This is a genomic window from Pelagimonas sp. KU-00592-HH (genome assembly GCF_040369695.1).
In the GTDB taxonomy this organism is placed as follows: Bacteria; Pseudomonadota; Alphaproteobacteria; order Rhodobacterales; family Rhodobacteraceae; genus Shimia.
This window is the reverse complement of record NZ_BAABWM010000002.1, coordinates 750,981-763,984: the sequence shown is the minus strand read 5'-3', so window position 1 is coordinate 763,984 and position 13,004 is coordinate 750,981. Positions and strand designations below refer to the sequence as shown.

Annotated in this window: 13 protein-coding genes; 4 read left to right on the top strand and 9 right to left on the bottom strand. The window is 57.7% G+C overall.

Annotated elements, in window-relative coordinates:
* The first annotated feature begins 1 nt into the window (after nucleotide 1).
* The gene (betC, locus tag ABWV42_RS10845; RefSeq protein ID WP_353340113.1) at nucleotides 2-1,495 is read left to right on the top strand and encodes a choline-sulfatase; all 1,494 of its coding nucleotides are present in this window, start codon (nucleotides 2-4) and stop codon (nucleotides 1,493-1,495) included.
* A gap of 180 nt (nucleotides 1,496-1,675) precedes the next feature.
* Here betC and ABWV42_RS10840 read toward each other — a convergent pair whose 3' ends face one another.
* Genes ABWV42_RS10840 through ABWV42_RS10830 form a run of 3 tightly spaced genes read right to left on the bottom strand, consistent with a single transcriptional unit; the run spans nucleotide 1,676 to nucleotide 3,299 of the window.
* The gene (locus tag ABWV42_RS10840; protein WP_353340112.1) at nucleotides 1,676-2,317 is read right to left on the bottom strand and encodes a LysE family translocator; all 642 of its coding nucleotides are present in this window, start codon (nucleotides 2,315-2,317) and stop codon (nucleotides 1,676-1,678) included.
* On the bottom strand, nucleotides 2,317-2,793 hold the full coding sequence (locus ABWV42_RS10835) for an anthrone oxygenase family protein (RefSeq protein WP_353340111.1): 477 nt from the start codon (nucleotides 2,791-2,793) through the stop codon (nucleotides 2,317-2,319). Before ABWV42_RS10835 ends, ABWV42_RS10840 begins: the two co-directional genes overlap by 1 nt.
* A gap of 26 nt (nucleotides 2,794-2,819) precedes the next feature.
* A complete protein-coding gene (locus ABWV42_RS10830; RefSeq protein WP_353340110.1) occupies nucleotides 2,820-3,299 on the bottom strand; it encodes a hypothetical protein in 480 nt (159 codons plus the stop codon).
* Between ABWV42_RS10830 and ABWV42_RS10825 the strand changes: the two genes are divergently transcribed.
* Nucleotides 3,277-3,939, top strand: coding sequence for a TetR/AcrR family transcriptional regulator (locus tag ABWV42_RS10825; protein WP_353340109.1), 663 nt, complete (start codon nucleotides 3,277-3,279; stop codon nucleotides 3,937-3,939). The genes ABWV42_RS10830 and ABWV42_RS10825 overlap by 23 nt on opposite strands.
* Nucleotides 3,940-4,017: 78 nt before the next feature.
* Here the strand turns inward: ABWV42_RS10825 and ABWV42_RS10820 are convergent, their stop codons facing one another.
* A complete protein-coding gene (locus ABWV42_RS10820; RefSeq protein WP_353340108.1) occupies nucleotides 4,018-4,914 on the bottom strand; it encodes a LysR family transcriptional regulator in 897 nt (298 codons plus the stop codon).
* 81 nt (nucleotides 4,915-4,995) lie between these two features.
* On the opposite strand from ABWV42_RS10820, the gene tcuA reads away from it, so the two are divergent.
* Nucleotides 4,996-6,378 (top strand): FAD-dependent tricarballylate dehydrogenase TcuA, encoded by a 1,383-nt coding sequence (tcuA, locus tag ABWV42_RS10815; RefSeq protein ID WP_353340107.1) that lies wholly within the window; start codon nucleotides 4,996-4,998, stop codon nucleotides 6,376-6,378.
* The gene (gene tcuB / locus ABWV42_RS10810; protein ID WP_353340106.1) at nucleotides 6,368-7,441 is read left to right on the top strand and encodes a tricarballylate utilization 4Fe-4S protein TcuB; all 1,074 of its coding nucleotides are present in this window, start codon (nucleotides 6,368-6,370) and stop codon (nucleotides 7,439-7,441) included. The genes tcuA and tcuB overlap by 11 nt, the downstream gene beginning before the upstream one ends.
* A 74-nt stretch (nucleotides 7,442-7,515) precedes the next feature.
* On the opposite strand, the gene ABWV42_RS10805 is transcribed toward tcuB, so the two are convergent.
* From ABWV42_RS10805 to ABWV42_RS10785, 5 genes are all read right to left on the bottom strand, one after another.
* On the bottom strand, nucleotides 7,516-8,631 hold the full coding sequence (locus ABWV42_RS10805) for a M24 family metallopeptidase (protein WP_353340105.1): 1,116 nt from the start codon (nucleotides 8,629-8,631) through the stop codon (nucleotides 7,516-7,518).
* A gap of 33 nt (nucleotides 8,632-8,664) precedes the next feature.
* Nucleotides 8,665-9,264: a helix-turn-helix domain-containing protein gene (locus tag ABWV42_RS10800; RefSeq protein WP_353340104.1), complete on the bottom strand. Its 600-nt coding sequence runs from the start codon at nucleotides 9,262-9,264 to the stop codon at nucleotides 8,665-8,667.
* A gap of 77 nt (nucleotides 9,265-9,341) precedes the next feature.
* Nucleotides 9,342-11,033 (bottom strand): ABC transporter ATP-binding protein, encoded by a 1,692-nt coding sequence (locus tag ABWV42_RS10795; RefSeq protein WP_353340103.1) that lies wholly within the window; start codon nucleotides 11,031-11,033, stop codon nucleotides 9,342-9,344.
* Nucleotides 11,030-11,971, bottom strand: a complete 942-nt coding sequence (locus ABWV42_RS10790; protein WP_353340102.1) for an ABC transporter permease — start codon at nucleotides 11,969-11,971, stop codon at nucleotides 11,030-11,032. The genes ABWV42_RS10795 and ABWV42_RS10790 overlap by 4 nt, the downstream gene beginning before the upstream one ends.
* Complete coding sequence (locus ABWV42_RS10785; RefSeq protein ID WP_353340101.1) at nucleotides 11,968-12,939, bottom strand: ABC transporter permease; 972 nt, start codon at nucleotides 12,937-12,939, stop codon at nucleotides 11,968-11,970. The genes ABWV42_RS10790 and ABWV42_RS10785 overlap by 4 nt, the downstream gene beginning before the upstream one ends.
* Between the last annotated feature and the right edge of the window lie 65 nt (nucleotides 12,940-13,004).

Below are 13,004 nucleotides of genomic sequence, written 5' to 3'. Positions count from 1 at the left end.
CATGACGGATCGTCCAAACATCCTGTTCATTCAGGTCGACCAGCTCACCGCCGGAGCCCTGCGGTCCTATGGTGACAAGATTTGCCATGCGCCGACGCTGGATGCCCTGGCTGAGAATGGCGTCGTGTTCGAAAACGCCTATTGCAACTTTCCGCTCTGCGCGCCGTCGCGGTTTTCAATGGCCACGGGACAGTTGGCAAGCAAAGTCGGCGCCTATGACAACGCCGCGGAGTTCTCTGCTGAAATCCCGACCTATGCCCACTACCTGCGTGCAGCCGGATACCAGACAGCGCTGTCCGGCAAGATGCACTTTATTGGGCCGGATCAATTTCACGGATTTGAAAAGCGCCTGACGGCTGATCTCTATCCGGCGGACTTTGCCTGGGTTCCAAACTGGGGGAACGAAGGCAAACGCGATACCAACGATCCAAGGGCTGTGCGTATTGCCGGCATCTGCGAGCGTTCGGTTCAAATCGACTATGACGAAGAAGTCACGTTCAAAGCGGTGCAACACATTTTTGACATGGCGCGCTCAGGCGATGAGCGCCCCTTCTTCCTTCAGGTATCCTATACGCATCCACACGAGCCTTATCTGTGCCGCAAGGAATTCTGGGACCTCTACGATGGCAAGGACATTCCCATGCCACATGTCGGGGCATTGCCAGAACAGGAGCACGATCCGCATTCAGCGCGCCTGTTGAAGGACTTTGGCATGCTTGGCATCCAGTTCAGCGACGAGGACATTCAACGGGCCATTCGGGCCTACTATGGCTCCATCAGCTTCATCGACTCCTTGGTGGCTCGGGTTCTGGATGCTCTGCGGGCGACTGGTGCAGACAAGAATACGGTCATTCTCTTCACGTCGGACCACGGCGAGATGTTGGGCGAACGCGGCATGTGGTTCAAGAAGCACTTCTTCGAGAAATCCCTGCGTATCCCCCTGATCATGTCTGGCCACGGTATCACCCCTCAGAGGGTGCAGGAACTGACGTCACTCGTCGATCTTGTGCCGACCTTCAACGCAATTGCTGGAGTGGAAGAGGAAGGCGAACCCCTTGAAGGAGTCGATCTTGCGACATTGACCGATCGTGGCGATCCGGAACCGGCGCGGGCTGTCTATGCAGAGTATCTCGCCGAAGCCACGCCCGTGCCAATTTTCATGATCCGTCGTGGGCCGTACAAGTTTATCAGCTCCTCGCATGATGGAGAGCTTCTGTTTGATCTCGGGAACGATCCGAACGAGCGCGTCAACCTTGTCGCGGATGCCGACCATCAAGAGATGGTCTCACGTTTCCGGCAGGAGGTCGCGGAGAAATGGAACGAAGAAGACCTGACGCGTGACATTTTGTTGAGCCAGAAACGTCGCGCCATCGTCCGTGACGCCATGAGCAAAGGGGAAAAGCAACGCTGGAACCACGGGGAAAGCAGCAAGGATCAGGTTATCTGGTACCGAGGTGAACAGGGCTATAACGAGTGGGCGTTTGACTATATCTGAGCGGGGAAATTCGGAAAGAAGACGGGGGCAAAATCGCTTATCACAATGCCTTTTCGCACCAAGCAGAAACAGATCGTCGGATATTGTGAAGAGCAAGTTGTGCAGGCGACAGCTGCGTAAGATTTGTGAGTCCGCCGTCTGCTGCGCCTATCAGTGTTTCCCCCCAAAGTGGTAAGCCCTCTATGCTTCACCGCGTTTGATCAGTGCCAGACCAAGGCCCAAAGCGACCAACAATCCACCGCACACGCGGTCGATCCAAAATGCGCCTCGGCCATTCAGGAACTTCACGGCCTTGACGCCCAGTGCTGCGTATAAAGTCATCGTGGCCACGTCGATAAGTATGAAAACGACTGCAAGCATGACGTATTGCAAAAGCATCGGATCGGTAGGGGTCACGAATTGAGGTAAGAACGCCGAAAAGAAGAGATACCCTTTGGGATTTGTGACGGCCGCCAGGAAGCTCTTGCGGAAGATTGCGCCTTTTTGGCTTCGCGTTTCATGTTGTTGGTCGTGTCGCAGGCCAATTTCGACGCCAGGTTCGGCTGACGAGCGTAGCATTTGAAAGCCCAGCCAGATGAGATAGGCAACGCCAGCCCACTTCACGACGTTAAACAAGGTTGCCGAGGTTGCGAGTATTGCGCCCAACCCCAAGCCGGCTGCCGTGATGAGAAAAGCATCAGAGATTGCGGCGCCCGCGATTCCGTATCCTGCGAGGACGATTCCGAAGCGCGAACCGTTGGACAAAGCGAGCAATACGGTGGGGCCGGGCGTCATGACAACGACCAATGCCAGAAACGCGAATGTCAAAAGTGAAAGCTCCACTAGGCCACGTCCTTCTCGATCAGATAGATGGCTAGGCCAGTCAACAGGAGCGAAGCCCCGCTGACCAAGGTTCTCAGGGTGTTCCAGAACTGCCAAGAGCGTGAATAGTCTTGCCAGATGGCTCGTGCGACATCGATGTCGGTCGGAACGGCGACCTCTGCGAGGGCTTGGTTCATCGGCACATTGACGGTGGCGGTGACTAGGAGTGCTCCCACAAAATATGCGCTGGCAGCCATCCCAAACAGAACGGTTGAACGTCTTCGCTGTTGCGTAAAGGCGATGTATGACGTCGCTGCCAGAATTATTGGTGTCAGAAAGAACGCGGGGAAGAAAACAGGGTTTCGGACGGAAGCATTCATCGCCTGCATTGCTGTGATCGCGATACGCGGGTCAGTGGCATCCAGTCCCCACATGGTCGAGCAGATCCAAGCATAGAAGAAGCCAAAGATGGCGCCGATGCTCAAAAGCGAGAGCATCGACATTGGCAATAGAAGGCGAGACATCAGACCCGCACCTGTTTGCCCGAGATCTGCGAAGTGGCGTCTTCGCCGTTTCGGGTCGCACTGAAAACCCTCAGAAGGATCAAGAACGCGGCAATCTGGCCGAGGATAACCGCAGGGTAGATCAGCCCGAATTGCGCATCAAAGTACTTCTGCGGGCCAAACGAAACGAGTGCCAAAAGGGCTGCGAGAACGCTCAGTATACGCCCGCCCCGGTCGCCAAGTGGCCCGATGATGATGGCGGCAAGGGCCACAGATACGGACGCGCCAAGAAATGGGGCGATGCCGAAGAGAGGTGTCGCGACCGGAGGATGTGGCGGAATCCCGGCGTAGAGCGCCGACAGCATAATCAATTGCAGCAGGATGAGCGTGGCCAAGGCGGCCGTTGTTTGGCGGGTGTGCAGGGTCATTTGTTTATCTCCAAAAGTGTAATTGTTATTACGGTTGTGTTTATCCGTAATGTTGGTTACGGTTTCTGTCAACAGGCTCTGGAGAAAGATTTTGCGAGAAGAAAAGCGATCCCTACGTCAGCAACAGATCGAAGCAGCGGCTTACGAAGTGCTTGAGGCGAAAGGGTATGGAGGGACGTCCATGCAGGGCATTGCCAAACAAGCGCGGGCCTCAAATGAGACTTTATACAAATGGTATGGGGATAAGCAGGGACTGTTCCGTGCCCTCGTTACCCGCAACGCGGAAGAAGTTAAGTCCCACCTGGAAGTCGAATTGAAAACCGACCACGATGCGCTTTCGATCCTGAGCACGCTCGGTCCAAAACTTCTGGATCTGCTGACGGGTGATCGCGCAGTTGCGCTCAATCGGGCAGCGGCGGCCGATACCAGCGGTGAACTTGGCGCGACCCTTTCAAAGGCCGGACGAGACTCCGTATTCCCTTTGCTCGAACAGGTTCTTCTTCGAGCAAAGGAAGAAGGCCAGCTTCGCTTTGAACACTCTGGAGAGGCCGTCGGCCTCTATCTTGATCTATTGATTGGTGATCAACAAATCCGGCGCGTGATCGGCCGCCTTCCTGCCCCTACCGCAGAGTTCCGCGAAGCCCGCGCACAAAGGGCTGTAGAGCTCCTTCGACACATTCTTGTCGTCCCTACTCATTCGAGAGTGACCTAGGGCCGCCTGAGACATACGGAACCATGATTAAGCTTCGGGCGCAGATCGGCGCGATTGGAGGGTCTGCTCAGACGCTGATTATTTTGGCGTCTTTCTCAAGGCGTTGATCAGGGCCTTGACGGTTGATGTCTCCGCGTGTGTGGCACGCCGCAAAAGTCCGATGCTACGCATAAGGCGTGTGTCATTCAGGGGGACGTAGCTGACGTCATTGCCCCCGGTCGCCGACTCCGGCACCAAGGCGGCGCCCAGGCCGTCTTTCACCATCTCCAAAGCGGTTGACGTGCGTCCGACTTCATAGGTCCAGAAAAACTGTTGTCGTGCACGAGCCATCGCTTCGTCGATTAACAAACGATTGCCAGTGCCGCGTGAAGGCAGGATCAGGGGAAGAGATTTTAGGTTGGCCCATTCAACAGCTCTTTGCCCAGCCATTGGGTGATTGATTGGAAGGGCCAGTACAATCCGTTCTTCCAGCAGAGGTTCAAATCGTGTCGTTGCTTCGAGCGCAGGTATCGATGAAACCCCGAAGTCTGCCTCGCCCTCGGCAACGGCTTCAGCGACCTCATTCGTTGCGAGATCCAGAATGCGTACTCGGGCGGAGTGACCTTCTTCACGAAACCGACGCAGGGCAGGCAGAACCAACGTCCCAATACTTGTAGGCAATACAGCAATTGTAATGAGCGCGTTGCGCTGATGGGCGAAGGCGACACTTTCATCGCGCATGGCCTGGGACGTCTCGCGTGCATCTTGCAGCATGACTTCGGCGCGGCTCTGCAAGCGTTTGGCCGCCAGAGTAGGCTTCACCGCGCGTGTTGTGCGCAAAAACAATTGGCTGTCGAGAGCCTCTTCTAGTTTCCGAATACGGCGTGTGATGGCGGACTGGGACAGGTTCAGTTTGGCGGCGGCCTTGTGAAAGGATCCCGTTTCTTTCACGGCCAAGAAGGCTTCCAGGTCGCCAAAATCATAATTGATGCTCATATCGCATTAATCCGGACAATTTTGAGATTTGTCAAATCAACGAGTGCGCGGTAGCCCGGGAGGCATCAAGGGATAGGGACCATGACACAGTACGACATCGCAGTGATTGGTGGAGGAAATGCCGCGCTTTGTGCTGCCATGACTGCGGCTGAGGCCGGCGCCAAGGTGCTTGTTCTCGAGATTGCACCCAAAGCCTATCGCGGTGGCAACTCACGTCATACACGCAATTTCCGCTGTATGCACAGAGGACCGCTTGGTCCGCTTGTTGAGGACTACAGCGAGGATGAGTATTTCGACGACCTCATGAAGGTAACCAAGGGCAAAACAGATGAAAAGTTGGCCCGGCTAGCTATCCGCACTTCGGAGGAATGTTTGCCTTGGATGGAGGAGCGCGGCGTGCGGTTTCAGCCTTCGCTTTCTGGCACCTTGTCCTTGGCGCGGACCAACGCGTTTTTTATGGGTGGCGGCAAGGGGCTGGTAAATGCCTATTACCGTACGGCGGCAAAGCTTGGCGTGGATGTGCTTTATGAAGCGGCCGTCACGCACCTTGAGCTGAATGGCGATCTCGTTGATTGGGTTGACTACACACATGAAGGTCAATCCCATCGTATCACTCCGAAGGCGGTTGTCGTTGCTTCTGGTGGATTTCAGGCGGACACGGATTGGCTTACGCGCGCATGGGGGCCAGCCGCGAAGAACTTTCTGATCCGCGGCACACCGTATAATCGCGGCGTGGTTCTGGCGGATCTGTTGGACCAAGGTGTCAATCAGGTGGGCGATGCCGATCAATGTCACGCTGTGGCCATCGATGGGCGCGCGCCCAAGTTTGACGGTGGGATTGTGACCCGTCTTGATTGTGTGCCGTTTTCCATTGTTGTGAACAGGAACGCTGAACGGTTCTATAACGAAGGGGAAGATGTCTGGCCAAAGCGATATGCAATTTGGGGGCGCCTTGTCGCTGCACAGCCAGATCAGGTTGGGCATGTCGTGATCGACAGTAAATCCATTAACCTCTTCATGCCTTCGGTCTTTCCGCCGCTCAAAGCGGAGACCTTGGAAGAACTGGCGGGAATGATGGGCATCAACGGTGCAAAACTCACGGCCACGGTTGAAGCGTTCAACGCGGCTTGCGGAGACACATCGGACTTCCATCCAACTGAGCTTGATGGCGTTGCGACCACAGGATTGACACCGGCCAAAACCAATTGGGCGCGACCGATCAACGAGCCGCCGTATTATGGCTATTCGCTGCGTACCGGTGTGACTTTCACCTACCTTGGCCTGAAGGTTGACAAGAACGCGCAGTGCAGCACCGCAGATGGCCCCATCAAGAACCTCTGGGCCGCGGGGGAAACGATGGCCGGGTCGATTTTGGGGCAAGGCTATCTCGCCGGCTACGGCATGACCATCGGAACTGTCTTTGGACGCATCGCGGGACGGGAGGCCGCTGCATATGCAAGCTGATCTGATTCAAGAAGCGCGCCGGCAGGTGGAAATCTGCAATGCCTGCCGCTATTGCGAAGGCTATTGTTCGGTTTTTCCGTCGCTGCACGCCAATCGCGCGTTCACAGATGGCAGCATCATTCAACTTGCCAATCTTTGCCACAATTGCCGGGGATGTTTCTATGCGTGCCAGTATACGGCGCCACATGAGTTTGACCTGAACCTGCCTGCTGTGTTGGCTGAGGTGCGTCGCGAGAGTTGGGAGAGTTTTGCCTGGCCACAGGCGGTTGCACGAAGGTTCAACACCCACGGTGGTGCCATTGTTTTGGCGTTGGTGGTAGGCTTTGCAGTGCTTTTTGCCGCGATAAAGGCGGTTGGCTCTGCTGGTGGTGAAGGTTTTCATGCGGTGCTGTCGCACAATGCGATGGTCGCGATTTTTGCACCGGCGTTTCTGCTGCCTCTGCTAATCCTTGGCATCGGGATCAAACGCTATTGGCACGAGGTCGAGGGTCAAAGCGTGACATTTTCCGACATCGTCGGCGCTTTGGGGCGCGCTGCCAATATGCAAGATTTGGCGGCGGGACATGGCGAAGGTTGTAACTTTGAGGATGAAGATCGCTTTAGCCAAGGTCGCCGCCATATCCATCAGGCGATCATGTACGGATTTTTACTGTGCTTTGCCTCGACGTCCTCTGCAACTGTCCTGCACTATATCTTCGATCATCACGCCCCCTATGCTTTCTGGTCGCTTCCCAAGCTGCTTGGTATGACTGGCGGCCTCATTATGACCCTAGGGTGTATTGGCATGGTGGCCTTGAAGCTTAGGTCCGATCGACATGTCGGAGATGCGCAAGCCTGGAGCGGAGACATAGCCTTTGTCGGGCTGCTTGGTTTCGTCGGGTTTTCTGGCCTGCTGCTCTATGGCTTCGGCGCGACTGCACTCATGCCTGCATTGCTGGCAATCCACCTGGGGGCGGTTCTGACGTTCTTTCTTCTGACGCCGTTCACCAAGATGGCTCATGGGTTCTATCGTTTGGCTGCGTTGATCCGAGATGCACAACGCAAAAGGTTGGCCCGGCGATAGAGTTGACAATTGCTCCCTGGCGCCTGGCCATACTCCGCAGGGCTCGATCTGCTCTGCGTTGGATCAGCCGTGGTTCAATCCCTGACCGGTAGCTGGCGAATGGTGCGTGGCATTTCGGAGAGGAACTCGACGCCATCGGGATGCAGAAATGCGACGTCTTCCAAGCGGATGCCAAACTCGTTCTGCAGGTAAATACCCGGTTCGATCGAAAAAACGTTTCCAGCTCGCAGTGGTTCAGGGTAGTTGGCGGCGATATAGGGCGGTTCGTGGACGTCAACACCGAGGCCGTGGCCGGTGCGGTGCAGGAACTCCGGCCCATAGCCTGCGTCCTCGATCATCGTGCGAGCGGCTTTGTCCACGTCGCTGCACGGAGTGCCGGGCACGGCGGCTGATTTGGCAGATTTTACGGCATGTTCAACGATTTCAGCCACTTCGCTGAAGCGGGCATTCGGTGTATCGCCGTACCATGCGCAGCGGGTCATGTCGGAGGGATAGCCTTGCAAGCGGCATCCGGCGTCAATCAGAACGGCCATGTCGGGTTGCAGGGTGTCCTGGCTGGTGTGGTGGTGCGGATAGGCGCTGTTTTTGCCAAAGGCAACGATGCAGAATTCGGGCGTCGCGCCGTTCGACAGGTAGTGATCGACGATGATGTCGCGCACCTCGCGTTCGGTCATGCCGGTGCGCAAGGCGTCGAACGCCCGTTCGAAGGCCGCATCGTTCAAGAGGGCGCTTTCCTTGAGGAGGCGGCGTTCCTCGGGGTCTTTCTCGGCGCGCAGAAGGCCGATGGTGTCCTGTGTGAAGCGGTGGGTCGGAGTGTCGATCTGGTCAAGCAGCAGAAAGGCAAAATCGGCGCGCATCGCTTCGTCTAGCACGACGCTCAGGCCTGGGCGTTTTGCGTTTGCGGCGGTCAGGAGATGGGTAAGGGCGTCCAGTGGCCCATCTGCGTCGCTCCATTCGAAAAAGGGCACATGGGCGCATTGGGCGCGTGACGCATCGGCATTCAGAAGGGGCATCAGGACGCCAGCGTGGTCGGCCGTGACAATCGCCATGACCGGGCGCTCATCGCCGTGCGGGTTCAGCCCCAGAAGCCATTGCATGTGGCTGCCCGGTCCAAGCGCGACCAGATCCGTGTTAGTCTCAGCCATGCGGTGGCGCAGTCGGGCCAATCTGTTTTCCACGATGTCAGACATGAAACTCTCCTGAAGGGCACAGCAAGGGAAGGGTTATCCGCGATGTCCGGGAAGCCGGTTTTTCTGATCTCCCTGCAAGACGACAAGGGTGCCTGTCCACAACATGCGGGCGGGGGTCTCGCCCAGCGTTTTCCACGCGTGCGGGGTCATGCCGTTGTAGTGCAGGCTGTCGCCCTCATGCAGGGTGAAGGTTTCGCCATCGAGGCTCTTTTCGATCGACCCGCTCAGGACGTAGATGAATTCTTCGCCCTCGTGCTGAAAGGTTTCTGATTGAAACCCCGGCGGGCAGTTCATGATGAAGGCCGACAGTTCGTGGCCGGGAAACTCGGTGCTGAGCGCCTCGTAGGTAACACCTGACTCGGTGATCGAGAACTTGCGCCGCTGATCTGCGTACGACACCGCATCGCCCGGTTTGGGCCGGGTGACGAAGTAGTCCAGACCAAGATCAAGCGCTCGGGCGATCTGGGCCAGAGTGCCAAGCGACGGTGTCGCATTGCCCCGTTCAACCTGCGACAGATAGCCGACGGATACGCCGGCCTTGTCGCAGAGCTCCTTGAGCGTCAGCTTGCGCTTCTGGCGACATTTGCGGATCAAATTGCCGAGTTTGGCCGGTTCGAGCTGATCGGATGCCATAAAGTTATCTTTCCTCCAGATTGGCCAAACTAAAGCCTGTGTCCGTGGCCGGGAGTATGAAAAAACGACGCATTCTGTCAGCCCGACAACTGTGCCAGTCGGGGCATGAGTTCAAGCAACTGGGCGGTGTACTCCTGCTTGGGGTTGGCAAAGAGCGTTTCGGTATCCTGTACCTCGACCAGTTGTCCTTGTTTCATCACGCCCACGCGGTCACACATCTGGCGCACGACGGGTAGGTCGTGGCTGATGAAGAGCATGGTCAGCCCGAGGTGTTCCTGCAGGTCCTTGAGAATGTTGAGGATCTGCGCCTGAATCGACACGTCCAGCGCGCTGGTGGGTTCGTCGCAGATCAGGAACCGTGGTTGTGTCGCGAGGGCGCGGGCGATCGAAATCCTCTGGCGCTGACCGCCCGAGAATTCGTGGGGATACTTGCTTGCCGCTGCTCGAGTCAGGCCGACGCGGTCCAGCAGTTCGTGCACGCGGGCGCTGATTTGGTCGTGCGGCAGGAGTTTGTGGTGGATCAGCGGTTCGGCAACAATGCTTTCCACCTTCATGCGCGGGTTCAGGCTCGAGAACGGATCCTGGAAGATCATCTGGATCTGTTTGCGGTAGTTCGCGATGCCCTCGGCCGACATCGTGGTGACATCATCGCCGTCGAATTCGATATGGCCGCCGTCGACGGGCAGGAGGGTGCCGATCATGCGGGCGACGGTGGATTTGCCCGATCCGCTTTCGCCGACAAGGCCGAAGACTTCACCGTCCTTGATGTCGAACGAGACATCGTCAACGGCGGTGAAATAGGTGCGTCGCGAGGGCAGGAGGGCGGATTTTTCCAGGAACTTCTTGGTGATGCCTTTGACTTCGACCAGCTTGCCGGATTTGGAGGGTTCCGGTTTGTGCCAGTTGCGGGCCAGATCTTCGATCTTGAAGGTGGTTTCACGGCCGCCATAGCTGACTTGCGGGAAGCGGTGCAGCTTGACCTGCGGGCGGGGCACGGCCGAGATCAGCGACTTGGTATATTCATGCTCGGGCGTGCTCAGGACCTTGTCGGTTGGTCCGTTCTCGACCACCTCGCCGGAATACATCACCGTGACCTGTTCCGTGGTGTCGGCGATCACGCCCATGTCGTGGGTCACGAGGATCACCCCGACCTGCGTTTCCGAGGCGAGTTCCTTGATCAGGTCAAGCACCTGCGCCTGAATGGAGACGTCCAGAGCGGTGGTCGGTTCGTCCGCGACGATGACCGAGGGTTCCGAGCACAGGGCCAGCGCGATCACAACCCGCTGGCGCATACCGCCGGAAAACTGGTGCGGATACTGGTTGAAGCGGGTCTTGGGGTCGGGGATCGACACGCGATCAAGCAGGGCCAGTGCGCGTTCCTTTGCCTCGGCGGCAGAGACCTTGAGGTGCAGCTGGATGGTTTCGACCAGTTGCTCGCCGATGGTGAACAGCGGGTTGAGCGAGGTCAGGGGATCCTGAAAGATCATGCCGATCTCGCGGCCGCGAATGGCGCGTTGCTCTTCGGGGCTGAGGTTGTCGATACGACGCCCCTTGAGCCAGATTTCACCCGACGCAATGCGCGCGGGATCGTCGAGCAGGCCGATCACGGCGTTGCCGGTCATCGACTTGCCCGCGCCACTTTCGCCGACAACACCACGGATTTCGCCGGGGTAGATGTCATAGCTGACATTCTGGACGGGTTTGAACAGGCCGTGACGTGTCGGGATTTCGACGGTCAGGTTGCGGATGGAGAGTACGGGTTCGGTCATTTCAGCCTCGGGTTCAAGACATCACGCAGCCAGTCGCCCAGCATGTTTACACTCAGCGCCAGCGCCAGAAGGGTGCAGGCGGGGAAGAAGAGAATCCACCATTCGCCCGAGAACAGGTAGCCCTGGCCGATCCGGATCAGCGTTCCCAAGGAGGGTTGCGTCGGCGGTGCACCAACGCCGAGGAAGCTCAGCGTGGCTTCGGCGATGATTGCCAGTGCCAGCGAGATGGTGGCGATCACCAGAACCGGCGAGAGGATGTTGGGCAGGATGTGCCGCAGCATGATGGTAAAGGGGCGGCGTCCGATCAGGCGGGCGGCCGAGACGTAATCCTTGTTCTTTTCCACCAGCGTTGCACCCCGCACGACGCGGGCAAACTGGACCCAGTCACTCAGGCCGATGGCGAGGATCAGCACCCAGATGGCCATCTGGTCGCGGTGTTCCACGGGGGTGATCCCCTTGGCGATGCCGAAGATCAGCATGGCGACAAGGATCGAGGGGAAGGTCAGCTGCACATCTGCGGCGCGCATGATGAAGCTGTCGGTCCAGCCCCCGAAGTATCCGGCCAGGAGGCCTAGGAAGATGCCCAGAACCACGGCGAAAAGGACGGCGGCAAATCCGACGAACAGCGAGATTCGCATCCCGTAGAGGATGGTCGAGAACACATCGCGCCCCTGGTCATCGGTGCCCATCAGGAAGGTTTCGCCAGTAAAGGCATTGGGCGACATCGGCGGTGTGAAGCCGTTCATCAGGTTCAGCGAGGTTGGGTCGAACGGATTGGTCGTCGCAACGAGAGGGGCGAAGACGGCCGACAGGATCAGCAGGATCGAGACGGCGGCGGACACCATCGCAACCGGCGAGCGGCGGAAAGCGTAGAAGAAATCGCTGTCCAGCGCGCGGCGCAGTCGGGTGGGTGCGGCGGAATTGGTTTGGTCGGTCACTTTGCACTCACCCTTAGACGTGGATCAATGAAGGCATAGAGGATATCAACCAGCAGGTTGATTACGACGAACATCACCGAAATCATCATCAGATATGCGGCCATGACGGGAATATCGACGAACTGGATTGCGTTGATGAACAGGAGCCCGAGACCGGGCCATTGAAAGACAGTTTCGGTGATGATCGCGAAGGCGATGATCGCGCCCAGTTGCAGGCCGATCACGGTGATCACTGGAACCATGGTGTTCTTGAGCGCGTGGCGGAAGTTGATCACGCGTTCGCTCAGGCCGCGGGCGCGGGCAAAGCGGATGTAATCCTGACGCAGGACTTCGAGCATCTCGGAGCGCACGAGGCGCATGATCAGGGTCATCTGGTAGAGGCCCAGCGTGATCGCCGGCAGGATGAGAGCCTTGAGGCCGGATTCGGTCAGGAAGCCTGTGGTCCAGCCGCCGATCTGCACGACATCGCCGCGACCGAAGCTGGGTAGCCAGCCCAGCTCGACGGAAAACAGGTAGATCAGCAGGATACCGATCAGGAAGGTCGGCAGGGACACCCCGATTAGGGACGCCGACATGATGAAGTTGGCGGCAAACCCGTCGCGGCGGATGGCGGTGAACACCCCCAGCGCAATGCCCATCAGAACGGCGAAGACTGCAGACAAGGCGGCCAGCTCCAGTGTGGCGGGCGCGCGTTCCATGATGATCTCGGAGACTTCGCGGCCCTGACGGTAGCTGACGCCAAAGTTGCCCTTGGCGGCTTCGTTGAGGAATTTGAAGTATTGCACGGGAACCGGTTGATCCAGACCCAGCTGCGCACGCAGACGTTCGACGTCTTCCATGGTGCGCTCTTGGCCGAGCATGTTGTCAATCGGGTCACCGACGAAGGTGAACATGGAAAACGCAATGGCGCCGGTAATGACAAGAACCAGAAGCGACTGGAACACGCGTTTGAGGATGAAAGGCAACATCGCAGGGGCTTTCTTGGGCCGATGGGCGCGGAGGCCAGGTGTTGGTTTGACGGGTCACGGATAAG

Bases quoted from the DNA above. Each gene is read 5' to 3' on its own strand.
- betC (WP_353340113.1), top strand. From the start codon at position 2: ATGACGGATCGTCCAAACATCCTGTTCATTCAGGTCGACCAGCTCACC.
- ABWV42_RS10835 (WP_353340111.1), bottom strand. From the start codon at position 2,793: ATGCTCTCGCTTTTGAGCATCGGCGCCATCTTTGGCTTCTTCTATGCT.
- ABWV42_RS10825 (WP_353340109.1), top strand. From the start codon at position 3,277: ATGTTGGTTACGGTTTCTGTCAACAGGCTCTGGAGAAAGATTTTGCGA.
- ABWV42_RS10820 (WP_353340108.1), bottom strand. From the start codon at position 4,914: ATGAGCATCAATTATGATTTTGGCGACCTGGAAGCCTTCTTGGCCGTG.
- tcuA (WP_353340107.1), top strand. From the start codon at position 4,996: ATGACACAGTACGACATCGCAGTGATTGGTGGAGGAAATGCCGCGCTT.
- tcuB (WP_353340106.1), top strand. From the start codon at position 6,368: ATGCAAGCTGATCTGATTCAAGAAGCGCGCCGGCAGGTGGAAATCTGC.
- ABWV42_RS10805 (WP_353340105.1), bottom strand. From the start codon at position 8,631: ATGTCTGACATCGTGGAAAACAGATTGGCCCGACTGCGCCACCGCATG.
- ABWV42_RS10800 (WP_353340104.1), bottom strand. From the start codon at position 9,264: ATGGCATCCGATCAGCTCGAACCGGCCAAACTCGGCAATTTGATCCGC.
- ABWV42_RS10795 (WP_353340103.1), bottom strand. From the start codon at position 11,033: ATGACCGAACCCGTACTCTCCATCCGCAACCTGACCGTCGAAATCCCG.
- ABWV42_RS10785 (WP_353340101.1), bottom strand. From the start codon at position 12,939: ATGTTGCCTTTCATCCTCAAACGCGTGTTCCAGTCGCTTCTGGTTCTT.